General features: G+C 59.3%; 20 protein-coding genes. 17 read left to right on the top strand and 3 right to left on the bottom strand.

Annotated elements, in window-relative coordinates; genetic code table 11:
* Window positions 1-132 precede the first annotated feature (132 nt).
* Entirely contained in the window at window positions 133-1,419 is a 1,287-nt protein-coding gene (gene hisS, locus HMPREF2785_RS08785) for a histidine--tRNA ligase (protein ID WP_070423081.1), read from the top strand.
* On the opposite strand, the gene HMPREF2785_RS08790 is transcribed toward hisS, so the two are convergent.
* Genes HMPREF2785_RS08790 through HMPREF2785_RS08800 form a run of 3 tightly spaced genes read right to left on the bottom strand, consistent with a single transcriptional unit; the run spans window position 1,406 to window position 4,513 of the window.
* Window positions 1,406-2,800 (bottom strand): L-serine ammonia-lyase, encoded by a 1,395-nt coding sequence (locus HMPREF2785_RS08790; RefSeq protein ID WP_070614982.1) that lies wholly within the window; start codon window positions 2,798-2,800, stop codon window positions 1,406-1,408. The genes hisS and HMPREF2785_RS08790 overlap by 14 nt on opposite strands.
* A gap of 53 nt (window positions 2,801-2,853) precedes the next feature.
* Window positions 2,854-3,576: a CBS domain-containing protein gene (locus HMPREF2785_RS08795; protein ID WP_070423083.1), complete on the bottom strand. Its 723-nt coding sequence runs from the start codon at window positions 3,574-3,576 to the stop codon at window positions 2,854-2,856.
* A 16-nt stretch (window positions 3,577-3,592) separates the two neighbouring features.
* On the bottom strand, window positions 3,593-4,513 hold the full coding sequence (locus tag HMPREF2785_RS08800; RefSeq protein WP_070614984.1) for a KPN_02809 family neutral zinc metallopeptidase: 921 nt from the start codon (window positions 4,511-4,513) through the stop codon (window positions 3,593-3,595).
* Between the two features lie 169 nt (window positions 4,514-4,682).
* Between HMPREF2785_RS08800 and aspS the strand changes: the two genes are divergently transcribed.
* The 16 genes from aspS (at window position 4,683) to HMPREF2785_RS08880 (ending at window position 24,233) form a co-directional block, all read left to right on the top strand.
* The gene (aspS, locus tag HMPREF2785_RS08805) at window positions 4,683-6,494 is read left to right on the top strand and encodes an aspartate--tRNA ligase (RefSeq protein WP_070423235.1); all 1,812 of its coding nucleotides are present in this window, start codon (window positions 4,683-4,685) and stop codon (window positions 6,492-6,494) included.
* 8 nt (window positions 6,495-6,502) lie between these two features.
* Complete coding sequence (locus tag HMPREF2785_RS08810) at window positions 6,503-7,843, top strand: phosphotransferase (protein WP_070423085.1); 1,341 nt, start codon at window positions 6,503-6,505, stop codon at window positions 7,841-7,843.
* A 4-nt stretch (window positions 7,844-7,847) separates the two neighbouring features.
* Window positions 7,848-9,212: a replication-associated recombination protein A gene (locus tag HMPREF2785_RS08815; RefSeq protein WP_070484845.1), complete on the top strand. Its 1,365-nt coding sequence runs from the start codon at window positions 7,848-7,850 to the stop codon at window positions 9,210-9,212.
* Window positions 9,213-9,283: 71 nt separating this feature from the next.
* Entirely contained in the window at window positions 9,284-11,953 is a 2,670-nt protein-coding gene (gene alaS / locus HMPREF2785_RS08820; RefSeq protein WP_070614986.1) for an alanine--tRNA ligase, read from the top strand.
* A 111-nt stretch (window positions 11,954-12,064) separates the two neighbouring features.
* On the top strand, window positions 12,065-12,553 hold the full coding sequence (gene ruvX, locus HMPREF2785_RS08825; protein WP_070423088.1) for a Holliday junction resolvase RuvX: 489 nt from the start codon (window positions 12,065-12,067) through the stop codon (window positions 12,551-12,553).
* A 2-nt stretch (window positions 12,554-12,555) separates the two neighbouring features.
* The gene (gene mltG / locus HMPREF2785_RS08830; RefSeq protein WP_070614987.1) at window positions 12,556-13,707 is read left to right on the top strand and encodes an endolytic transglycosylase MltG; all 1,152 of its coding nucleotides are present in this window, start codon (window positions 12,556-12,558) and stop codon (window positions 13,705-13,707) included.
* 20 nt (window positions 13,708-13,727) lie between these two features.
* On the top strand, window positions 13,728-14,567 hold the full coding sequence (locus HMPREF2785_RS08835) for a shikimate dehydrogenase (RefSeq protein ID WP_070484869.1): 840 nt from the start codon (window positions 13,728-13,730) through the stop codon (window positions 14,565-14,567).
* Window positions 14,568-14,623: 56 nt separating this feature from the next.
* The gene (locus HMPREF2785_RS08840; RefSeq protein WP_070451359.1) at window positions 14,624-15,043 is read left to right on the top strand and encodes a prepilin peptidase; all 420 of its coding nucleotides are present in this window, start codon (window positions 14,624-14,626) and stop codon (window positions 15,041-15,043) included.
* A gap of 37 nt (window positions 15,044-15,080) precedes the next feature.
* Entirely contained in the window at window positions 15,081-16,307 is a 1,227-nt protein-coding gene (gene aroC, locus HMPREF2785_RS08845; RefSeq protein WP_070614988.1) for a chorismate synthase, read from the top strand.
* Entirely contained in the window at window positions 16,300-16,884 is a 585-nt protein-coding gene (locus HMPREF2785_RS08850) for a shikimate kinase (protein ID WP_083308951.1), read from the top strand. The genes aroC and HMPREF2785_RS08850 overlap by 8 nt, the downstream gene beginning before the upstream one ends.
* 41 nt (window positions 16,885-16,925) lie before the next feature.
* Window positions 16,926-17,978, top strand: coding sequence for a 3-dehydroquinate synthase (gene aroB, locus HMPREF2785_RS08855; protein WP_070614989.1), 1,053 nt, complete (start codon window positions 16,926-16,928; stop codon window positions 17,976-17,978).
* 3 nt (window positions 17,979-17,981) lie between these two features.
* Window positions 17,982-18,416: a type II 3-dehydroquinate dehydratase gene (aroQ, locus tag HMPREF2785_RS08860; RefSeq protein WP_070423092.1), complete on the top strand. Its 435-nt coding sequence runs from the start codon at window positions 17,982-17,984 to the stop codon at window positions 18,414-18,416.
* A complete protein-coding gene (locus HMPREF2785_RS08865) occupies window positions 18,416-19,507 on the top strand; it encodes an aminopeptidase P family protein (RefSeq protein ID WP_070614990.1) in 1,092 nt (363 codons plus the stop codon). The genes aroQ and HMPREF2785_RS08865 overlap by 1 nt, the downstream gene beginning before the upstream one ends.
* A 51-nt stretch (window positions 19,508-19,558) precedes the next feature.
* Window positions 19,559-20,122: an elongation factor P gene (gene efp, locus HMPREF2785_RS08870; RefSeq protein ID WP_070451369.1), complete on the top strand. Its 564-nt coding sequence runs from the start codon at window positions 19,559-19,561 to the stop codon at window positions 20,120-20,122.
* Window positions 20,122-20,679: a transcription antitermination factor NusB gene (nusB, locus tag HMPREF2785_RS08875; RefSeq protein ID WP_070614991.1), complete on the top strand. Its 558-nt coding sequence runs from the start codon at window positions 20,122-20,124 to the stop codon at window positions 20,677-20,679. The genes efp and nusB overlap by 1 nt, the downstream gene beginning before the upstream one ends.
* Before the next feature lie 188 nt (window positions 20,680-20,867).
* Window positions 20,868-24,233, top strand: coding sequence for a choice-of-anchor M domain-containing protein (locus HMPREF2785_RS08880; RefSeq protein ID WP_168164687.1), 3,366 nt, complete (start codon window positions 20,868-20,870; stop codon window positions 24,231-24,233).
* Window positions 24,234-24,264 lie beyond the last annotated feature (31 nt).

A 24,264-nucleotide genomic window follows, 5' to 3' on the forward strand; every position in this document is an offset into this window, starting at 1 on the left:
GCGTGATGTCGTCGAAAAGCACGCGCGCATTGAACGGTGCAAAAGCCTAGCAGGGCTAATCGCAACAGCGGTGGAAAGACCACAGCGACAAGTGCGCCCGCACAGGGGAGAGGTTGGTTAGACTAAGGCCTCGTGAGTGAGAATCAAGCCGAGCAGTTCCAAAAACTTTCCGCACCGAAAGGCGTGCCCGATTATGTGCCGCCCGCCTCGAGTGCGTTCATCCATGTCCGCGACGAGTTCGCGCGCCAGGCACGGATCGCTGGCTACCAACACATTGAGCTGCCGGTGTTCGAAGACACCACCTTGTTTGCCCGCGGCGTCGGTGAATCTACTGACGTAGTGAGCAAGGAGATGTACACCTTCGAGGACCGCGGTGGCCGTTCGGTAACGCTGCGTCCCGAGGGCACCGCCGGCGTCATGCGCTCCTTCATCGAGCACAACATGGACCGCGGTTACCTGCCCGTGAAGCTCAACTACTACGGACCGTTCTTCCGCTATGAGCGCCCGCAGGCCGGACGCTACCGTCAGCTGCAGCAGGTGGGCGTGGAAGCCATTGGTGTCGACGATCCGCTGCTCGACGCCGAGGTGATCGCCTTGGCAGACCGCAGCTACCGTGCGATCGGCCTGAGCGGTTTCCGTCTGGAGATCACCAGCCTCGGCGACAAGAATTGCCGCCCGGCCTACCGCGAGAAGCTGCAGAAGTTCCTGTTTGATCTCCCACTCGACGAGGAAACTCGCCACCGTGCTGAGATCAACCCACTTCGAGTGCTCGACGACAAGCGTGAGGCGGTCCGAGAGATGACCGCCGATGCGCCGTTGATGCTGGATCACCTTTGCGACGAATGCCGTGCCCACTTCGAGGCCGTCACCGCAGCGCTGGATGACTTCGGCGTGCCGTACGTCATTAACCCACGCATGGTTCGTGGTTTGGACTACTACACCAAGACCACCTTCGAGTTCGTCCACGATGGCCTCGGCGCACAGTCCGGCATCGGTGGCGGTGGACGATACGACGGCCTGATGGCCCAGATTGGCGGCCCGGACCTCTCCGGCATCGGCTACGGTCTCGGCGTTGATCGCGCGGTACTCGCCCTCGAAGCTGAACGCGTCGAGCTTGAAGCAGCAGCCCACCGTGTCGATGTGTTCGGTATCGCGATTGGCGACGAAGCACGAGTGAAGATGAGCAAGCTTGTCGACGAACTCCGCGCGGCCGGTATCAGCGCCGACATGGCATACGGCCACCGCGGGCTCAAGGGCTCAATGAAGGGTGCTGACCGCGCGGGCGCACGCTTCGCGCTGGTGCTCGGCGAGCGTGAGCTGGAGGCAGGCGAGGTTGCAGTCAAGAACCTCGCCGAGCACTCACAGGAGGCCGTTGCGCTTTCCGCTGAAGCGGTCGCGCAGGCAATCAGCACTCAGTAATGTTCACGGGCAGGCCGAGCTGGACTGCGAGGCCACCCATGGACGTTTCCTTGTACTGAGTCATCATGTCGCGGCCGGTGGCTGCCATGGTCTCCACCACGTCGTCGAGGGTGACGATGTTGGTGCCATCTCCAAGCTTCGCCAACCGTGCCGCGTTGATGGCCTTTACGCCACCAATTGCGTTGCGCTCGATGCACGGAACCTGGACCAGACCGCCCACAGGATCGCAGGTCAGGCCAAGGTTGTGCTCGAGCGCGATCTCAGCTGCGTTTTCAACCTGCTCAGGGGTGCCGCCCAGGATTGCGCACATGCCAGCAGCGGCCATCGAAGAAGCCGAACCGACCTCGCCCTGACAGCCGACTTCTGCGCCTGAAATCGAGGCGTTGGTCTTGATGATCGACCCGATCGCACCAGCCGTAAGCAGAAATTCGCGGGCGCGCTCAGCAGTGAAGTCGTCGGTGAAGTCGCGGCAGTAATGCATAACTGCAGGGATAATGCCGGCTGCGCCGTTCGTTGGCGCGGTAACCACCTGGCCGTGAGCAGCGTTTTCTTCGTTCACGGCAAGCGCGTACAGGTTCACCCATTCCATAGCGTCAAGCCCACGGGCAGTGGATGCTTCGTACTCTGCAGTCAGTAGACGGTGAAGACGGTTCGCGCGACGCCTTACGTTCAAGCCGCCTGGAAGGATTCCCTCTGTCTTCAGGCCATGCGCAACGCATTCCTGCATGACGTCCCACACCGCATCCAAATGGGAGTTGAGTCGCTGCGCCTCGTGGATCGACTCCTCGTTCGCACGCATGATCTCTGCGATTGTCATCCCATGTGTTCGGCATTGCTCCATGAGTTCTGCGCCATTGTTAAACGGGTAGGGGACCGTCGCAATTTCACGAGCGGATGCAACACCGGATTCTTGTCGGTGCGCTTCCATCTCCCAGCGATCCAGAATGAATCCGCCGCCGACAGAGTAATAGTCCTCGCGTTCGGCGATCATGGTGCCGTCTGTGTCCCACGCATCGAAGATGAGACAGTTCGGGTGCTCGGCCACCGGTGCCGGGTCGAAGCGAAGCTCGTACTCCACGCGCCCTGTCGGGCCTTCGATCACGCCTGTGGAAGGGATCGGCTCGCCAGGTTTTGGAGCAATGTCTGCAGAAGTGGTGGTGGGGGTGTACCCAACCAGCCCGAGCAACGCAGCACGGTCGGTGCCGTGGCCGACTCCCGTGGCGGCGAGGGAACCACGCAACTCTACGACAACCTTCGCCGGTACCTTCCCGAGTTTCTCCACAAACGTCATTGCGGCCCGCATCGGGCCAACGGTGTGAGATGAGGATGGACCGATGCCGATACTGAACAGGTCGACAACACTGACAAAGTTTGCTGACATGCGGCGAATCCTACCGCAGAAACCGGTTGTGGCTCGTCGATAAGCGGGATGCGCTACTGCGCTTGAGATAGTGCAGGGATGTCGGTTGCCCCCAAAACCGAGATCGGCCGCTGGTTTGCCTTGCCGTGCTCGGTAATGATGGCCAGGCGAGGCACCGCGCCGGTTTCCAATGGAGTACTCAACGCATCAACAGCACGTGCGGCGGTTACGGTCCGTGGAAGAAACACCGGGTGGTCGAGTTTGCCACTGTGGGTGAGCACATCGCGAACAGTGGTAGCGGGAATGCGGTCATCATCTGTCAGTTCCGCCGCCACCCAGCGCGCGATTGCATTCGTGGTGAGCAGCCCGACGCACTTGCCTTCGTCGTAGATCGGGAATTGCGTTAGTCCCTGTGTCGCGATTGTCTTCAATGGCTCATGAATGTCCGTCTCCGGCGTAAACGTCACCACCTTCTGGTGTGGGACCACCTCAAGGGCCAACGGTGGGGAGAGTATCGCGTCGCGCAAATGCTCGATTGTTTGAACCGTCTCGGGGAGCGGCTCTGCAATCGGGCGGAGATTGTCGTACTCCCCATGGCTAATCGCGTTGCGCAGATCCGCAAACTCACGCAAGGTCTCGGCCTGGTCGCGAGCAAGAATCCCTTTCTTTGCGGCGAGGCCCACCATCCACGTAAACGAATCGGATCGTTTGGCATCCAATTCGCTGCGCAAATGCGACTCGATCGAATTGAAGGCGGCAAGGAACGGGATAGCGCGGTTTGGTGCGGACTTGGTCATAAGCGAACGGTGCCTTTTAGTTGTAGACACCGCGGTTGAGCGTGTCGCAGGCGGCCATCTGTCCAGAGTTGTATCCGGAATTAAACGCTTCCATACGCTGCTCAGAGGAGCCATGCGTCCACGCATCCGGGTCGACGTCGCCGCCGGAGCGTCGTTGAATGTTGTCGTCGCCAATCGAACGGGCGGTCTGCAGTGCCTGCTCGAGCTGTTCGTCGGTAATCGGCTCCAAAACACCCTGTTCAGCAGCGTGTTTTGCCCAGATACCGGCGTAGCAGTCCGCCTGCAACTCAATTGCGACAGCCGCAGAATCCTGGCCTGGGTTCTTATAGTCGCTCAGCCCCAACGTTCCTTCCAGATGCTGGATGTGGTGGCCGTACTCGTGGGCAGTCACGTACTCCTGAGTAAGCGGACCGTTCGCGCCGCCGAGTTGGCCCAGCTGCTCAAAGAAGCTCACGTCGAGGTAAGCAGTGGTATCGCGAGGGCAGTAGAACGGGCCGGTAGCGGAGGTAGCGTAGCCGCAGCCGGTGGTGACATCGTTGCGGAAAAGCACCATGTCTGCCGGCTCAAACTCGACATTCGCCTGCGCGGGGAGTATTTCGCTCCAAATCTGTTGGGCAGATCCGAAGGTTGCCGCCGCGCGGCAATCGTCGTAGTTGTTTGAGGATCCTTGTTCGTTGCAATGCTCGAGTGAGTAGTCACCTTGCGATTGAGACTCGGACTGGGAATTGTTCCCGCCGCCAAGGAGTCCATCTAACGCACCACTGAAGTACAGCACCGCGAGCAATACCAAGATGACAGTCCCTCCGCCACCGCCGCGAAGCAGCATCGGAAGAATTGCCATTGCGCCGGGGCTGACCCCGCCGCCTCCGCGACCGGAGCCGGAGCTTGTCCTGACGTTGCCGCCCTGACCCTGCGCGTAATCACCACGAAATGTCATGGCTGAATTGTGCCAAAGATCCCTACCGAGTGTCGCGGTTGGGCCAAAACATCGTGTCTCGAGCGACTGGGGTGGTGTGGGGCGGACCTCGCCGAGGCACCACTCAGCCGGGGTAGGTAGACTTTGTCAGGTTAGATTCGCCATCACGTGGAAGGACGTGGAAGAAACCGTGCTGCGCACTCACCTTGCGGGGAACTTGAACAAAGAACTCGACGGTCAGACCGTCACGCTCACAGGTTGGGTGGCCCGCCGCCGTGACCATGGCGGGGTCATCTTTATCGATCTGCGCGACCGCTCTGGTCTCGCTCAGGTTGTATTCCGTGAGTCCGAAGTAGCGGAGGCTGCACACGACCTGCGCAGCGAGTTCGTCATCCAGGTCACCGGTGTGGTTGAGCCACGCCCGGAAGGCTCTGCGAACCCGAACCTTGCATCCGGTGAAATCGAGGTCAACGTCACTGACCTGAAGGTGCTGAACAAGGCTGCAGCCCTGCCATTCCAGATCGAGGATGCATCCTCCAATGAAGTTGGCGAGGAAGCACGTCTGAAGTACCGCTACCTGGACCTGCGCCGCGAGCGTCAGGCTAAGGCAATTCGCCTCCGCGCTAAGGCCAATCAAGCAGCCCGTCGCGTCTTGGACAACCACGACTTCACCGAGATCGAAACGCCTACGCTGACGCGTTCGACCCCGGAAGGTGCACGTGACTTCCTTGTTCCTGCTCGTTTGAAGCCAGGTTCTTGGTATGCGCTGCCGCAGTCGCCGCAGCTCTTTAAGCAGCTGCTGATGGTCGCGGGTATGGAACGCTACTACCAGTTGGCACGCTGCTACCGCGATGAAGACTTCCGCGCAGACCGTCAGCCTGAGTTCACCCAGCTCGATGTCGAGGCATCCTTCGTTGATCAGGACGACATCATCGAGCTGGCCGAGGAAATCCTCGTCGAGCTTTGGAAGCTGATCGGCTACGACATTCAGACGCCGATTCCGCGCATGACCTACAAGGAAGCGATGGAGAAGTACGGCTCCGACAAGCCGGACCTGCGCTTCGACATTCCATTGGTCGAGTGCACCGACTTCTTCAAGGACACCACCTTCCGCGTATTCAAGGCCGAGTACGTGGGTGCTGTTGTGATGGAAGGTGGCGCATCCCAGCCTCGTCGTCAGCTTGACGCATGGCAGGAGTGGGCAAAGCAGCGCGGTGCGAAGGGCCTGGCCTACATTCTCATTCAGGAAGACGGCGAGCTCACCGGTCCGGTGGCGAAGAACATCACTGACGAGGAAAAGGCTGGCATCGCTGCGCACGTCGGTGCGAAGCCGGGTGACTGCATCTTCTTCGCAGCAGGCGAAACCAAGGCGTCTCGTGCACTGCTTGGCGCAGCCCGCGGTGAGATTGCGCGCAAGCTTGACCTGATCAAGGAAGGCGATTGGGCGTTCACGTGGGTTGTGGATGCACCGCTGTTCGAGCCTGCTGCAGACGCAACCGCATCCGGTGATGTCGCGTTGGGCCACTCTAAGTGGACCGCAGTCCACCACGCGTTTACCTCTCCGAAGCCGGAGTTCCTGGACAACTTCGAGCAGAACCCGGGCGAGGCTCTCGCCTACGCATACGACATTGTGTGCAACGGTAACGAGATCGGTGGCGGCTCCATCCGTATTCATGAGCACGATGTCCAAAAGCGCGTGTTCGAGGTCATGGGCATCACCGATGAGGAGGCCGAAGAGAAGTTCGGCTTCCTGCTCGAAGCGTTCAAGTTCGGTGCTCCTCCGCACGGTGGTATTGCCTTTGGCTGGGACCGCATCGTGTCGTTGCTCGGCGGGTTCGAATCGATCCGCGATGTGATCGCTTTCCCGAAGTCCGGCGGCGGTGTCGACCCGCTTACCGACGCGCCTGCTCCAATTCCGGCTGAGCAGCGCAAGGAAACTGGAGTGGACTTCAAGCCGAAGAAGGTTGAAGACAAGGCAGACGGCGAAACGGACACGAAGTAGCCGATTGAATGCAGCCACCGCAGGAACCTGCTCCTGCGGTGGCGCACGACAAAGGGGACCGGATGCAGCCCGAGCAAGTAAGTGACGAGCAAGTCGTTGCAAGCGCTACAGACATTCTCACTCGCCGTTACGGCGGTGAGCAGTCGTTGTTTGAGGTTGAACGCCTTAATGGCTCCGGTCCCTCGATCGTGTTGAGGGCCCGTGTTAAAACGAACCCGTTTTTCCAGCAGCGCTCAGTCATCATTAAGCAGGCGCCGCCAACGGAGTCTGTCTTCGAAGAGGCGGCGTACCTTCGAGAGGTTGTCGCGTACCAATTCGCCACTTCCTTAAGTGAAAAGACCAGGCCTGGCCCTGCGTTGTTGGGCTACGACACGCAGCAACGCATCATTATCATCACCGACTCCGGTGATGGGGAAACTCTCGCAGAAGCGCTTGAGACTGCAAGCGAAGAGGACCACATCGCACTGTTGCGCAGCCTGGGCACTGCACTTGGCCGAATGCATGCAGGTACTGCCGATGAAGAGGAAGCGTTTAACGTCTTACTGCATCGGATGACGCGTTCACGGCCCAACGCTGCACCGCTGCAACGTTTGAGGGACCGGTTGCTGTCCCATCGGATCAGAGTTGGGTTGCGGATCATGCGTGAGGCCGGAATTGAGATTCCTCAAGAGGTCGTTCTCACGGCTCGTAACATCGAGCGCCGGCTGCTGCGTGGTGGTATGCGTGCTTTTACGCCGTTTGACCTGGCACCAGATAACGTCATTCGGTCTGGGAACTCGTTTCACTTTCTTGATTATGAATCAGCGGGCTTTCGGGATGTTTCATTCGATGTTGCCTACGTAGTTGCGCGGTTCCCGGTGTATTTGGCTTCGCAGCCGTTTAACGAGGAAGCGACCAAGGCGTTCGTCGATGCGTGGCGGATACAGGTCTCTGACCTTTGGCCAGGAGTGCAGCATCCGGATACGTTGCAGGCGCGCATCACGGGTGCACTGGTGGGGTGGGCGCTTAGTAGCGTCGCCATGTTGGAACCGAAGCCTATGGCCGCGTTGTTGCAGGATGATCCGACATTTGAGAAAGAGCTTGAAGCTGCTGGTCTTTCGGCAGGTGATATTCAGGATTTTGATCTTGTAGATGGGGTAGCCGAAGCCATTGGCGACGACGCCGAAGAGAATGCTGGCGTTGTGCTTCGACCGCGAGGTGGAGAACCATTGACCGAAGATGAGCTTCTCGTGCGACGTGATTTGCGCGAGACGTTCGAGTCGTTGGCAGCTTATGCGGGTAGCGGTAAAGACCCCGCATACGTTGTCGTTGCTGAGTTCGCGTCCGAGGTCGCAAGGCGGTTGCGTTAAGGCAATGGGCCAAGAAGAACTTTTCGCGGCTGCTTCTAGCAACGACGTTCCCGGTGCAGCATCGGGGAATAGGGGTACCTCATTTTTTGAAGCTGGCTCGACAGCACCGCTGGCCGCACGGATGCGCCCCCAGTCCCTAGATGAGGTAGCGGGGCAGAAGCATTTGCTCAGCGAGGGAAAGCCGCTGCGTCGGCTCATCGAAGGCTCTGGTGCAGCATCGGTGATTTTGTATGGTCCGCCTGGGACAGGTAAGACCACGATTGCATCGTTAATCGCAAAAACGATGGGGCAGAACTTTGTGGCGTTGTCCGCGCTGTCTTCCGGCGTGAAAGAAGTCCGCGCGGTTATCGACGAGGCGCGGCGTGACCTCATCCGCGGTGAGAAAACCGTGCTCTTTATCGACGAGGTCCACAGGTTTTCTAAAACGCAGCAGGATGCGCTGCTTGCGGCCGTCGAAAATCGCACAGTGTTGCTGGTTGCCGCCACGACGGAGAACCCGAGTTTTAGCGTTGTTGCTCCGTTGTTGTCGCGCTCGCTGCTGCTCAAGCTCGAGTCGCTTAGCGACGAAGACCTTGGCGGAGTCATCGACCGCGCATTGGCAGATGAGCGGGGGTTGCAGGGGCAGGTTTTGCTTGACGACGAAGCCCGCGCACAACTCATTCTGCTCGCTGGAGGCGATGCGCGTCGGGCGCTGACGTACCTCGAAGCTGCCGCTGAAGCTGTTTCTGGCGGTGGCACGATCACGCTGGAGATTGTGCGTGAAAACGTCAATCGTGCGATTGTTCGCTACGACCGCGATGGCGATCAGCATTACGACGTGGTCAGCGCCTTTATCAAGTCGATCCGCGGGTCTGATGTCGATGCAGCGCTGCATTATCTGGCGCGAATGATCGAGGCCGGGGAGGACCCCAGGTTTATCGCACGACGTCTGGTCATTCACGCTTCGGAAGATATTGGTATGGCAGATCCGACTGCGTTGCAGACTGCTACCGCTGCGGCGAATGCAGTGCAGTTTGTCGGCCTGCCAGAAGGGCGTCTTGCGCTAGCACAGGCGACAATTCACCTGGCTACGGCGCCGAAGTCGCCTACCGTCATTAAGGCCATCGATCGTGCTTTAGCGGACGTGCGTGAGGGGCATGTGCCTCCAGTGCCGGCCCATTTGCGCGATGGCCACTATGAGGGCGCAAAACAGATGGGCAATGCGGTTGGATATGTCTACCCGCATGACGACCCGCGGGGAGTGGTCGAGCAGCAATATATCCCGGATGGGCTGGAAGAAGCGGTGTATTACGAGCCGACGGAACACGGCGCGGAGCGCCGAATTAGCGAGTTTATTGGTCGGTTACGCCGACTTGTTCGCGGGCGGTAGCCCAACTGTAGAGGAGTCGCGGGTAAAGTAAGCGCGGAAAAACTCCGGAGCAGTTGAAAGGACACCGAAGCGTGCAAACCCATGAGATCCGAGAGCGGTTTACCAACCATTTCGTTGAGGCCGGGCACACCCCGGTACCGAGCGCCTCGCTGATTCTCGACGATCCGACGCTGCTGTTCGTCAACGCAGGAATGGTGCCGTTCAAGCCGTACTTCTTGGGCGATCAGACCCCAGACTTTGCCAACGGCACGGCGACATCGATTCAGAAGTGCGTGCGTACCCTCGATATCGAGGAAGTGGGTATCACCACCCGCCACAACACGTTCTTCCAGATGGCTGGCAACTTTTCGTTTGGTCAGTACTTCAAGGAAGGCGCCATTACTCACGCGTGGAACCTGTTGACGGGTGCTGTTGCTGACGGTGGCTATGGCCTTGATCCGGAGCGTCTCTGGGTTACGGTCTTCCTTGACGACGACGAGGCGGCCGCAATCTGGCGCGACAAGATTGGCGTTCCGGAAGAGCGTATTCAGCGCATGGGCATGGAGGATAACTTCTGGTCCATGGGTATCCCCGGTCCGTGCGGCCCTTGCTCTGAGATCTACTACGACCGGGGCCCGGAGTACGGCAAGGAAGGCGGCCCAATCGCCGACGACAACCGTTACATGGAGATCTGGAACCTCGTGTTCATGGAGTCCATTCGCGGCGAAGGTGATAAGAAGGGCAACTTCGAGATTGTCGGCGAGCTGCCACAGAAGAACATCGATACCGGTCTTGGCATTGAGCGTGTGGCCTGCATCCTGCAGGAAGTAGACAACGTCTACGAGACGGACCTTCTGCGCCCAGTCATCGATGCAGCGGTAGAACTGACCGGTTCGAAGTACGACGACGGCAACAAGGAAGACGACGTCCGTTTCCGCGTGATCGCTGACCATGCCCGTACCGGCATGATGATCATCCTCGACGGTGTTACCCCGTCGAATGAGGGACGCGGCTACATCCTGCGCCGTCTGCTGCGTCGCATCATCCGCTCCGCGCGTCTGTTGGGTGCGACGAAGCCGGTTATGGAGACGTTCATGAACACCATCATGGACACCATGACGCCGTCCTTCCCCGAGATCGCGGACAACCGCGAGCGCATTTTGCGTGTTGCTGTGGCGGAGGAGAAAGCGTTTTCCAAGACACTGGAATCCGGCACGTCGCGTTTCGACGAAGCCGCAACCGCAGTCAAGGCTTCGGGTGCTGCTGTCCTGCCGGGTGATCAGGCCTTTGAGCTGCATGACACCTACGGCTTCCCGATCGACCTGACGGTCGAGATGGCGCGCGAGGCCGGCCTGGACGTCGATATGGATGCCTTTAACGCTGCGATGCAGGAACAGCGAGAGCGCGCGAAGGCCGACAACAAGGCGAAGAAGCACCGCAACGTTGACGAGTCGCTGTACCGCGAATGGGTTGACAACAACCCGACGGAATTCGTCGGCTACGAGCAATTGGTCCACGACGGCACGGTCATTGGCCTCGTGCGCGACGGTGAGAAAGTTGGCGAGGTTTCCCAGGGCGACGAGGTCGAGGTCATCCTCGACGTCACCCCGATGTATGCCGAATCTGGTGGTCAGATGGCCGACCGTGGCCGCTTGATCATGGGGGACACGATCCTCAACGTCAACGACGTGCAGCGCGTGGGCAAGAAACTGTGGCTGCACAAGGCGACGGTCCAAAACGGTGGACTGGATCTCGGCTCGACGGTCACGGCTGAGGTTGACGGTGCGTGGCGCCACGGTGCCCGCCAGGCGCACTCCGCAACGCACCTCATTCACGCTGCGCTGCGTGAGGTGCTCGGCCCCACAGCAGTCCAGGCTGGTTCCTTGAACAAGCCGGGTTACCTGCGCTTCGACTTCAACTACACCGAGGCGCTGACCGAGGCGCAACTGCAGGAGATTGCGACGATCACGAATCAGGCTGTCGACGCAGACTTTGCTGTCAACACCATTGAGACCACGCTGGACAAGGCGAAGGCCATGGGTGCGATGGCGCTGTTCGGCGAAAGCTACGGCGACGTTGTCCGCGTCGTCGAGATCGGCGGACCGTTCTCCGTCGAGCTTTGTGGCGGTACCCACGTGGAGCACGCCTCCCAGATCGGCCCGGTCGCCGTGCTTGGCGAGTCCTCGGTCGGTTCCGGAGCCCGCCGTATCGAGGCGTACTCCGGTATGGATTCCTTCAAGTACCTGTCGAAGGAGGCAGCGCTGGCTTCTGGCCTGGCTGCGGAGCTCAAGACGCCGACGGAAGATCTTCCGGACCGTATTGCCCAGCTTGCTGAGCGACTGCGTGCGGCTGAAAAGGAAATCGAGAACCTGCACCGTCAGCAGCTGTTGGCTTCCACTGCAAGCCTTGCGGAGGAAGCAGAGACCATCGGCGCGCGTCGCCTCGTCGCAAAGCAGCTGCCCGACGGGATCAACACGGGTGATCTGCGCACGATTGTTTCTGACCTGCGTGGCAAGTTGCAGTCCGAGGATGCGCTGATCGTGCTGACCTCGAAGGTTGGCGACAAGGTTTCTCTGGCGGTTGCAGCAACAAAGGCTGCAGTGGAAGACGGCATCAAGTCGGGCGATGTGGTCAAGGTGCTTGGCGAGTACGTCGATGGCAAGGGTGGCGGAAAGCCTGACCTTGCGCAGGGCTCTGGTGCGAAGCCCGAAGGCATTCCTGCTGCTTTGTCCGCTGTGCGTGACTGGCTTCGCCGGGACTAAGCCTCGCGTTCGCGGACAAACTCGACGCTGACACGCCGAATGCGCGTCCGACGAGACGCACAGCTAACGGCTAGGTTGAGACCAGGCCAGCAGACACGGAAAGGAGCAGCGATGAAGGTGGAGCCAGATCGCCCTGGGGTCGACGACCCCGGTGCGGGACGCCGACTTGGCATTGATGTCGGCACTGTGCGCATTGGCGTTGCCCGCTCCGACCGGGATGCCCGCCTGGCAACACCGGTCGAAACGATTGACAGAGTGACCGGCTTCAAGGACCGCGATGGGCAAGATATCGAGCGGATATTGGAACTCATCGCTGAGAATGAAGCAGTCGAAGTCATTGTGGGGCTTCCTCGTGATCTGCAAGGCAATGGATCAAAAAGCGTGAAACATGCGAAGGAAATCGCATTCCGTATTCGCCGGCGTAGCGATGTGCCGGTGCGGATGGCGGATGAGCGTCTCACCACAGTTGCTGCGACGCATTCATTGCGGATGTCTGGTGTGAATGAGAAAGCAGGCCGTGCGGTCATTGATCAAGCAGCTGCTGTAGAGATTTTGCAATCGTGGCTTGACGGCCGACTGAACTACCTCAAGGAGAACTAACCGTGTCTACCCGTGAAGCCGCACGCCGGCGTACCCGAGGCACCGCGGTGCTAGTCGCATCCATTTTGCTCATCATTGGCCTTGTCGCTTGGATTGCCGTCTTGCGCAACCTTTCGGGTTCGGCAGACTTTGAGGGTGCAGGCAACGGTGAGGAACAGGTCGTTCAAATCAAGGAGGGATCGAGCCTGTCAGCGCTCGGCCCCGAGCTTGAAGAGCGCGGCATTGTTGCCAGCGACGGTGCTTTCCAAACAGCGGCAGCGAATAACCCTGATGCGGGAAACATTCAGCCCGGCTTCTACAGATTGCAGGGCAAAATGAGCGCGAAGTCAGCGGTTGAGGCACTCCTTGATCCCGCGCAGCGCATCACCCCTCTGCAGGTTTACGGAGGTGCGACGTTGATGGATATCAACGTCGTTGGCGGCCAGACTCGGCTCGGTATTTTCTCCATGATCCAGTCGGCTACCTGTGGCGAGGAGGTAACACCGGATTGTGTCAACGTGGAGAAGCTGAACAACGCTGCGGCGAACAGTGATCCTGAGAAGCTCGGTGTGCCGGAGTGGGCTCGTGAAACGGTTGCTGCCCGTGCTGGCGACGCGAAGCGTTTGGAGGGCCTCATTGCCCCTGGTGAGTACATCATCGACCCGCACGCGAGCGCCGAGGATATTCTTTCGGATCTGGTGACGCGCTCTGCGAAGCAGTATGACGCAACTGACATTGTCAACCGCGCGCAAGCGATTGGCTTGAGCCCGTACGAGTTGCTTGTCACTGCGTCCTTGGTTGAGCGTGAGGCGCCGGCCGGAGAGTTTGACAAGGTCGCTCGCGTCATCTTGAACCGTCTCGATGAGCCGATGCGACTGGAATTCGACTCCACGGTGAACTACGGGCTGCCGAGCGTTGAGGTTGCAACCACAGATGAAGACCGCAAGCGGGTTACTCCGTGGAACACGTACGCAATGGATGGCCTGCCGCAAACGCCGATTGCATCTCCGTCCATTGAGGCGATCGATGCAGTAGAGCACCCAGCTGACGGCAACTGGCTGTTCTTTGTCACCGTGGACAAGGACGGCACAACCATCTTCAACGACACGTTCGAGCAGCACCTCAATGACACGCAGCGCGCGATCGAGTCAGGCATCCTGGACTCGCAGCGTTAGTTATGGAGTCGTCGCGCAGCATGAACTCAGCCAAACCTGTGTCGGGGACTGTGACGAATCGGGCAGCGGTCCTCGGTTCACCGATCGAGCACTCCTTATCGCCGGTTCTTCACAATGCGGGTTACGAGGCGGCGGGCCTCACTGGGTGGCATTACTCGCGCCAACAGTGTGTTGCAGATGATTTGGCTGATCTCGTCCGCAACGCCGATCCGAGTTTCCGGGGCTTTTCTGTAACCATGCCGTGCAAGTTTGCCGCTCTCGCGGTGGCGGATGAAGTCACTGACAGGGCACGTGAGATCGGCTCCGCAAACACACTGACGCGTATCGACGACAACCGTTGGCGCGCCGACAACACTGACTGCGAGGGCGTGATTGCTGCCATTGGGGAGCTACTTGGTCCCGATTCCCCGGTTCACGCCGTTATCGTTGGCGCGGGCGGTACAGCGCGCGCAGTCATGTGGGCCTTGCGGCATATTGGAGTCCGTGAGGTAACCGTGGTCAACCGCACTGACCGCAGCGGGGAGTACACAGACCTTGCTGCGGGGATGGTGCTTAACTTCGTGGATTTCGAGGCACCTCTAGCGGACATTACGTCCGCATCGGACCTCGTCATTTCGACTGTCCCCGCCGGGGCAGCTGACTACGTGGCATCCGATCTTGCACACGCCCCGGTGTTTGACGTGATCTACGACCCGTGGCCCACGCGGCTCGCCGTAGAGGCTGCAGCGAACGGCTACCGCACCGTTGGTGGACTGTCGATGCTTGCCGGACAGGCGTACGCTCAGTTCGAGCAATTCACCGGTGTGGACGCACCGCGACAGGCGATGCGCGACGCGCTGATGCGGCACGCGAACTCGTAAGAAGCAGCTCGCTTGCCAGAGCGGTTCGAAGTACTCAACTTCGGTACGCTGTCCATATGGAATTCGGGGGAGTTTTGGGGGCCACTGTTGCTGCCTGCTGGACAGCGGCCCTGATGGTGTTTGATGTTGCGTTTCGGCGTCTGCCGAATGCGCTGACAGTGCCGCCGGCCATTGTGGCGCTGATTGCTTGCCTTCTCGCGCCATTTCTTGGCGAGGCGACGTTGCTGTGGGCACTGCTGTGGCCGGGGCTGTATCTGTTTTCGCCTCAGGGGGTCGGTGGTGGGGACGTTAAGTTGGCGCTGCCGCTGGCGATGGTGTGTGTGATCTCCGGAAAACTGCCGGCGGTACTCGTTGCGATTGGTGTGTCCGGCCTGCTCACAGTCTTAATGGCGTGGTTAAGTCGCAGCCGAACCGTCGCACATGGTCCATCGATGCTTGCCACAACGTGGCTCGTCGTAATGTATTTCGGGGTATAAGCACATCTATCGCAGCTGCTTGTGCGAGAATGTCGCCATGCTTCGTTGGACTACAGCCGGTGAATCGCACGGCCAGGCCCTCGTAGCCCTCGTTGAGGGCATGCCTTCTGGGGTGCCGGTATTGAAAGAAGAAATTGCTCATCAGCTCGCTCGTCGCCGTCTCGGTTATGGCCGTGGCGCGCGAATGAAGTTTGAGGCAGATGAGCTCACTTTGCTGACGGGCGTCGTGCACGGCTCATCTATCGGTAGCCCGGTGGCTATCCAGATTAGCAACACCGAGTGGCCGAAGTGGACCACGATCATGTCTGCTGAGCCGGTTGATGCCTCTGACCCTGAGGTGGCAAAAGAGTTGAGCTCTGGTCGCGGTGCGTCGTTGACCCGTCCGCGTCCGGGGCACGCCGATTTCGCCGGCATGATCAAATACGGTTTCGGTTCTGCACGTCCTGTGCTTGAGCGTTCCTCTGCACGAGAGACTGCTGCCCGCGTAGCAGCCGGTACGGTTGCCCGTAGCTACCTGCGTGAGGTTCTCGGGGTTGAGGTGTTTTCCCATGTGGTGTCGATTGGGGAGTCGGTGCCGTACGCAGGAGAATCGCCAAGCTTCGCCGATATTGAGGCAATTGATGCTTCCCCTGTTCGTGCGTTTAACAAGGACGCCGAGGCGGACATGGTCGCGTGCATTGAGGCTGCGAAGAAATCGGGCGACACGCTCGGCGGGATCGTTGAGGTCATTGTGGATGGGCTGCCGATCGGCCTTGGCTCCCACATTTCTGGCGAACGACGCTTGGATGCGCAGTTGGCAGGCGCGCTGATGGGTATCCAGTCGGTGAAAGGCGTCGAAATCGGCGACGGTTTCGAGGAGGCGCGTCGCCGTGGATCGCAGGCACACGACGAAATCGAGCGCACCGAAGATGGTGTGCGGAGGCTGACCAACCGTGCAGGCGGTATCGAAGGTGGCATGACGAATGGGGAGCAGTTGCGCGTTCGCGCGGCGATGAAGCCCATCTCGACTGTCCCTCGTGCCTTGAAGACGGTTGATATGAGCACCGGCGACGCTGCCACGGGGATTCACCAACGCTCCGATGTCTGTGCCGTGCCCGCTGGTGGTGTCGTTGCAGAGGCAATGGTTGCGCTTGTTCTGGCACAGGCTGTCTCTGAGAAGTTCGGCGGTGACACGATCGACGAGGTGAAGCGCAACGTAGAGTCGTACAAGGAGTACGTCGCGCAACGTCTTGCGTTTGATCAAGGTGGGGGTGCCGATGACTGAGCTCACTGATTTGCAGGCAGTAGAGGCATGCAACGAGGAGACAACGGGTACAACTCCGGCGACGGTTCATACGGCTCCTCGCGTGGTGCTCGTCGGTATGCCGGGGTCGGGTAAGTCAACGATTGGTCGTCGAATAGCTAGCGCGCTGAACCTGCCGATCATGGATTCGGATCTGCTCATCGAGCAGGCTGAAGGCAAAGCGTGTGGCGAGGTGTACGCCGAGTTGGGTGAGGATGCCTTCCGTGAGCTCGAAGTCGGGTTTGTGGCACGTGCTCTGGCCACCGGTGGGGTAGTCAGCCTCGGGGGCGGTGCGATCGTGACCGAGGAAGTGCGACAGCTGCTGCAGCGCCACACTGTTGTTTGGATCGATGTCAGCGCGGAAGAGGGTATTCGCCGCACAGCACAGGATTCCACTCGACCAGTGCTTGACAGTGATGATCGCGAGCAGCGTTACCGCGACCTCATGGATCAACGTGAACCGCTGTACCGCGAAGTGGCCACGTTCCGCGTCCGCACGGACGCGCGGCCACCGCAGCGTGTTGTCGCAGAGATTTTGGGTTTCATCGACGGCGAGTAGTTTCCGTCAGGCTTCAGTTCTGTCAAGCGAAGGAGCAAACAATGGCAGTGGTATCCGTCACGGGCCCAAGTCCGTACGACATTCATATTGGCAGCAATAACCTTGACGCCGTAGCAGGTCACCTTGCGGATTCCGGCGCACGCCGTGTGCTGGTGGTCCACCAGGAACCGTTGCGTGCCGTTGCTGAGGACCTTGAGCACATGCTTGAGCAAGCGGGCCTGGCGCCGGTCTTGGCATGTGTTCCCGATGCGGAGGCTGGAAAGGATCTTCCGGTGCTTTCCCACTTGTGGGACGTGTTGGGGGAGCACGGGTTCTCGCGCCAGGACGCCGTTGTCGGTTTGGGCGGCGGCGCTGTGACAGATCTTGCCGGTTTCGCCGCGGCCACGTGGATGCGCGGCATCAAGGTTGTGCATGTGCCGACGACATTGCTCGCCATGGTTGATGCGGCAGTCGGCGGCAAGACTGGCATCAACACGACCGCAGGCAAAAATCTCGTCGGTGCGTTCCACGAGCCGAATGCGGTGTTTATTGATCTCGCTCGTATTGCAACGCTGCCTGAGCAAGAGGTTGTTTCAGGTTCTGCTGAGTTGGTAAAGACGGGCTTTATTGCGGACCCGCGGATTTTGGAGCTCTATCAGGAGGGCCCGAAGCATCACTGGGCGGAGCTTGTCGAGCGCTCTGTCAGCGTAAAAGCCAAGGTCGTGGGGGAGGACCTCAAGGAAGCTGGGCTGCGCGAGATTCTTAACTATGGCCACACTCTGGGCCATGCGATCGAACGTCGCGAGCATTACACGTGGCGCCACGGCAATGCCGTCGGAGTGGGCATGATGTTTGTGGCACACCTTGCTCATGCGCGCGGGCTTATCGACGATGACCTGGTCGCCCTCCACGAGACCGTCATCAGTGGTGCGGGACTTCCCACGCGCTACGAGGCCGGTGCGTTTGAAGAGTTGCATGAGGCGATGCTTCTGGACAAGAAGAACCGCGACGGCAAGATCCGATTTGTCGTCCTGGACGGCCTTGGGTCCTGCACTCGCCTGGAGGACGCAACTGTGGAAGAGATGCGCGCGGCGTACGCAAAGATTTCGGAGTAGAACATGAAAATCTTGGTACTCAATGGTCCGAACCTCAATCGACTCGGCAAACGCCAACCGGAGGTGTATGGGACGGTCACGCTGGCGGACGTCGAAAAGCAATTGCACGATCACGCAGCCGATCTTGGGGTTGAAGTGGAGTGCCGCCAGTCCAACTACGAGGGCCAACTCATTGACTGGGTGCATGAAGCAGCCGATAACACTTGGCCGGTGATCATTAACCCGGGTGGTTTTACCCATACCTCGGTTGCGCTTCGTGATGCACTGGTAGAACTAAATGATCACCAAGGTTTTATTGAGGTGCATATTTCGAACGTGCACGCGCGCGAGTCGTTCAGGCACCATTCGTACCTCTCGCCAATCGCCGTAGGCGTGATCGCGGGGTTGGGTACGGAAGGCTACCGGCTCGCGTTGGACTACTTCGCAAGGAGGAAATGATGGCATTGGCCGATACTCGTTTTGAAACTCGTCGGAGGAAACTCTCGTCGCAACTTGCGGCACAGCGTATCGACGACATGCTGGTCACCCATTTGACCCACGTGCGTTACCTGTCTGGTTTCTCCGGCTCGAACGGCGCGCTTCTGGTGTCGAAAGACCGTACTGCGAAGATCGCAACCGACGGTCGTTACACCACCCAGATTGCTGAAGAGGTCCCGGATATCAAGGCGACGATTGCTCGCGCGACAGCAACCGAGTTGTTGTCGCAGGTTACCGAAGGCCACCGTGTGGGCTATGAGGCCGATTTCGTTTCCGTTGCGGAGCTCAAGCGCCTCGAGGATGCATGCCCGGAGGGCGTAACCCTTGTGCCGGTTTCTGGCGTGATTGAAGGGATCCGCTTGTTTAAGGACAACCTTGAACTCACCCGTCTGACTGAGGCTGCCGAGCTGGCCACACAGGCGTTGGAGGAACTCGTCGCCGCAGGAGAATTGCGAGCAGGCCGTTCTGAGCGTGACATTGCCGCTGACCTTGAGTACCGCATGCGTCGACTTGGTGCAGAACGCCCAAGTTTTGACACGATTGTCGCCTCCGGCCCGAACGCCTCGAAGCCACACCATCAGGCCGGCGACCGTCTTATCGCCGAAGGCGATTTGGTGACCATTGATTACGGTATGCACCGCCTCGGGTTCAACTCCGATATGACCCGTGCGTTTGCTATCGGGGAAATCGGTCAGTTGGAGCGCGAGATTTACGAAGTGACGCTTGCATCCCAGCTTGCTGGCGTGAAGGCAGCCACGGCGGGAACGGCACTTGTGGATGTAGACAAGGCCTGCCGCGACGTTATTGAAGAGGCAGGCTTCGGCGAGTACTTCGTTCACTCCACTGGCCACGGTGTCGGCCTGGACGTGCATGAAGCCCCGTCTGCCGCACAGACCGGCAAGGGAGACCTAAAGGAAGGTATGACCCTGACCATTGAGCCGGGGATCTACATTCCGGGCAAGACCGGTGTGCGTATCGAGGACACGTTGATCATCACATCAGGGAAGCCACGGATTATCACCAAGTACCCGAAGGAATTGACGGTGCTGTAGCATTGCTGTGTTTGTACACGTTCCGAAACAATTACGAGGAAGGTACCACCCATGGCAACTACCGCCGATTTTAAGAACGGTCTTGTGCTGAAGGTCGATGGCAAACTGCAGCAGATCGTTGAGTTCCAGCATGTCAAGCCCGGTAAGGGACCGGCATTCGTGCGCACCAAGCTTAAGGATGTCGTCTCCGGAAAGACCGTTGAGAAGACGTGGAACGCAGGTGTGAAGGTGGAGACCGCGACGGTTGATCGTCGCGATATGACCTACCTGTACAACGACGGCACGAGCTACGTTGTCATGGACGACAAGACCTTCGAGCAGTTCGAGCTGCCGGCCGACAAGTTCGGCGATGCAGCACGCTTCCTGCTGGAGAACATGCATGTTCAGGTTTCTTTCCACGAGGGTGAAGCACTTTTCGCTGAGCTTCCGATCTCTGTGGACCTCAAGATCGAGCACACCGAGCCGGGTCTGCAGGGCGACCGTTCCACCGGTGGTACCAAGCCGGCAACGCTGGAGACTGGTGCTGAGATCCAGGTTCCGCTGTTCCTGGAAACCGGCAACGTGGTCAAGGTTGACACGCGTACTGGCGAGTACCTCTCTCGCGTGAACAACTAATGCTCGACTACAAACGTCATGGCGCCCGTTACCGGGCGCGCCGTCGTGCGGTAGACATGCTGTTCGAGGCGGAGACACGGGACATCGATCCGGTGGCAATCGTTGAAGATCGTACCGAGCTTTCACGGAATCCGTTGAACGCGGTCGCACCGGTCGCTGATTACACCCGCGAGATCGTCGCAGGTGCTGCGGAGAAACTCGACGACTTGGACGACGCGATTGAGCGTTCACTCAGCGAGGACTGGGAGCTGTTTCGCTTGCCAGCCGTCGACCGTCAGATCCTACGTGTGGCCGCCTGGGAGATTTTGTTTAACGACGAAGTCGATGCGCCAATTTCGATCAAGGAAGCTGTCGAGATGGCGTCTGAGTACTCGGGCGCCAAGGCTGCGCCTTACATCAACGCTGTGTTGGATCGGATTGCATCGTCCGTTGATCCGAGTTCGCCGTTTTTCGTGTCGCCTGATAGCGAAGAAGACGTCGAAGATACCGACCAGTCCGCAGACCAGGACGGTGGCGTAGGCGTGGCGGGAACGTCGGAGGATGACGTCTCCGAGTAATCCAACTCGCTCAAACCCAGATAGGCCGTTGCCAGCAGGTTTTCCTCATTAGGGAATGAACCTGCTGGCAACGGTTTTGTTTTTCTTCGGTTCTTCCTCGGCTGTGCCCAGACACCTGTAAGGTTACTAACGACAATGATTTTCAGTAACCTTAAGGAGCGGCCATGCCCCGCCGTACTACTTCCGCTATGGGCGATCTAAAAGACGTGCATCCTCGGAAGAGCTTTGTGGCGCTGTTATCCGCGGTAGCGCTCACGGTGCTGTGTGCACCGTTGTCGTGGAGTGAAGCCTCACAGCCGGTTGTGCGAACCCAAACACACGTCGACTCACCCCACGCTGTGTGGGAGGATGGAAGGTTTCGCCTCATGTCCAATAGTGCGGGCTACCTGCCCATTGAGGACACCGTGAACTGGGTGAGTAGGGGACGCGTGGACGGCGGCCTAGGTGCCTACGCCTGGCGTGTTCCCGACGATCCCCGATTCGATTTCCTCGACCCGTACGACGAGCAACTGATGTACTTTGGTGGGCCCGCGCACGGTTTCCCTAAGAACACCATGCCGATTTGGGCAGGTTTCGGAGCGGCCGCTGACTTGCCGACAGAGGATTTCCGTGCGGCTTCCTTCAATATGGAGATCGTCGATTTCCACGGTCCCGGAAAGATGGAGTTGTTTAACTACAGCGACGAGGTCTATCCGCTTAACCGGCTCTGGTCGTCCCACGATCCAGGTTTCCGTGCAACGTGGGTCAACGCCGGTACCCACACTCACAACTCGACGACCTTCACTCGACCGGGGCGCTATGAGGTGACGTATCGGGCGACAGCCCGTCTCAAAGACGGTTCCTTTATCCATTCGGAACCCCAGACACTCGTGTGGCAGGTCGGCGGTACGAACCCGGCTGACCGCACAATCAACGATTTGCCCCGAGCCTATAGTCAGGCAAACACGTCGGGGACAGGTTCCCCAACGTTCCAGATGCGCCCTGCACAAGGAGAGACCAAGGGCGCACAGGAGGGGATCCTGACCAATTTGGCGTTTGATACCGGTAACCCGAAAGATGCTGGGCATGTCGTGTTCCTCATCAACGGTTTCTACCTTGCGGAACGGGAAGTAATCGGCGGCAAGGCCTCGTGGGATGAGATGATCGGCGAAGAATTCTCTGACTTCCAGGCTGTCTACATTCCTGCATCTGGATCGCCGTCGCCACATTGGATTTCTACGCCGTTGACGTTTAGGACTGGGGCGGTGGCGTCGTCGACAAGCGAGCGCGCTGAGGAGCTTCCAACCCCGCAGATGGATGACATCGCGCCTTTTGAAACCGAGCCGTTCAACATCACCAGTCCAGATGTCGTGGTGTCTACTGGAGAGGTCTACGGCGAGGACGACCGCAACATCGACATCACGGTGCGCCCAGCTGATGATCGCACCACGCTTCGTGTCTCCGGTGGTTTCTACCGCATCGACGGTGACCCGTTGACTGAATTGCCAGAACACGCTATCGCCGATTGCGAAATTGAATTCACCTCAGCTCCTGGCGGCCGAACCAGCAAACAACTCGTTGACGGTTGCCGCCGTCCTGGGCATCAATTGATCCTCAAGATTGTGCCCGAAGCGCGATCGAACGCCACTGACGCAGCTTTGTTTAACCACCTGCAGGAGGCTGGTTACTCGCCGATTCCCGAGACCACAGTGACGTTGGGTGAAGCACCTGCAACGCCACCTGCAGCACCGACTGCAACCTCTGAAGCGCCGTCGCCGCAGCCGTCTTCACCGGCGCCTTCACCGGCGCCTTCGGCGGAACCCTCACCATCGTCGACGCCCACTCCAGCGCAGGAGAAAGTGCTCAACCTGCACTCCGGGCACGTCGATATTGCACCGCTCTACGAGTCAGGCACACTTCACCTGCGCGTGAAAGACGAGACGAATCTTTACGACAAGGGTGCGGTGTGGCGCTCGCCATCCAGCGTTGCTTTCACCGTGCCGAAACAGGTCGGGACAGTGCTGGATGACGATATCGAAGGCTTCGCAAAAGCAGGGGAGGTCGCATATATTCTCCCAGAAACACAGCGCCGTGGAGTTGTCTGGCCTGGCTTAAGCACAGAGCATGCTTTCGGTGAGACAGGGAAGAACTACACCTTCACGCTGACACCTGTATCTGCACCACGGGGCGGTAACTGGATCGCGTTTCGCGGTGATCAGACAGATCCGAGCATGCGTCTTGCAGGCAACGACGCAACCCGTGCGTACACCACCGACGGTCCAGAACACATGCATGTTTCCTGGGCCTTTAATAAGCCAGGCAGCTATGAAATCGGAGTGTCCGTCGCCGAGGTAGGAGGATCCACATCAAAGCAGGAAATTCTGCGGTTCGAGGTAGCAGCCGACGGGGAGTTCGTTCCGCCGACGGCACCAACGCCGGCACCGACAACGGCACCAACGGCAGCACAGACAACGGCACCAACGGCAGCACCGACTACGTCTGCCCAGGCGACGACCCTGCCGTCCTCAGAACCTCCAGCTGAGACTACGCCGGTCGAGATCACCACAGGCCATGTTGATTTTGGTCCAAAGGTTATCGACGGCAAGACTGGCTTCTTCGTCCACGAAGGAAGTACCCATCACATCCCCGAATCAGTTGCACTGCGTGTATTCGACGCTCGGAAAACTACGATCGATCAGCGCACTGCACAGGCTGCAACGAATGTCGGATTCCTCCAGGAAGGTGACACGGTGTATCACCTTCCGCTCGGGCAGCTTCACGACGCCGTCTGGCCCGGGTGGGACACGATGAAAGTAGCGGAGGCTTACCCAGATGGTGTCAACGTTGAAGTGCGCCCGAAAACTGCGCCAACAGGTGGACGTTGGTGGGCGGGGCACCTGCCAACTATCGGCGTGCCGCCTGCGACGTTGGCCGATGATTCCCAAACGCACACCATCACGGGAGTCACACCGGGCAATTTCCACGTGCACGCAGACTGGATCTTTACGCAGCCCGGCGTCTATGACATTGAGATGCGTACCGTTTCGCTTAGCGGCGAACCTGTGACGGAATGGTCAACGGTGACGTATCTCGTTGGCGATGACACGCAGATTTCCAGCAGGAACGACGTGCCTCAGGCGTCGCCATCGGCCAGTGGCTCGCCAACGCCTACCAGCGCAGCGAACACTACACCCACAAGTAGTAACTCAGCCGCGAGCACGCCAACGAGCACCACGAGAGAAAGCCAGCGGACATTCACTCGGCCGGCTGCGACTGCTTCTGCATCACGGATTTCGGTGTCGTCGACAGCATCGAAACGGACAACCCCCACGAGCCTCACGACCCCCACGACGCAGCGGTCGCGTGCAAGCTCGGCGGTTGCGCAAGGCGCAGCCGTCGGCAGCACACAGAAGGTGGCGCGGGGGACCGGAGAAGGTACCGCGCAAAGCCCTCGTGTCTCTGATGAACAACGAGGAGGTTCGCTGGCCTCGACGGGAGCTGAAGTCCGCAATGCTCTCGGCTTGGCAATCGCGTGCCTCATCGTTGGAGGCGTTTTGATGAGCAGGCGTAAATAGGGGAGAAGGGCGACCTAAGCGGTGAGAAAAC

The sequence above is a fragment of the Corynebacterium sp. HMSC067D03 genome (assembly GCF_001811185.1).
Classification (GTDB): Bacteria; Actinomycetota; Actinomycetes; order Mycobacteriales; family Mycobacteriaceae; genus Corynebacterium; species Corynebacterium coyleae.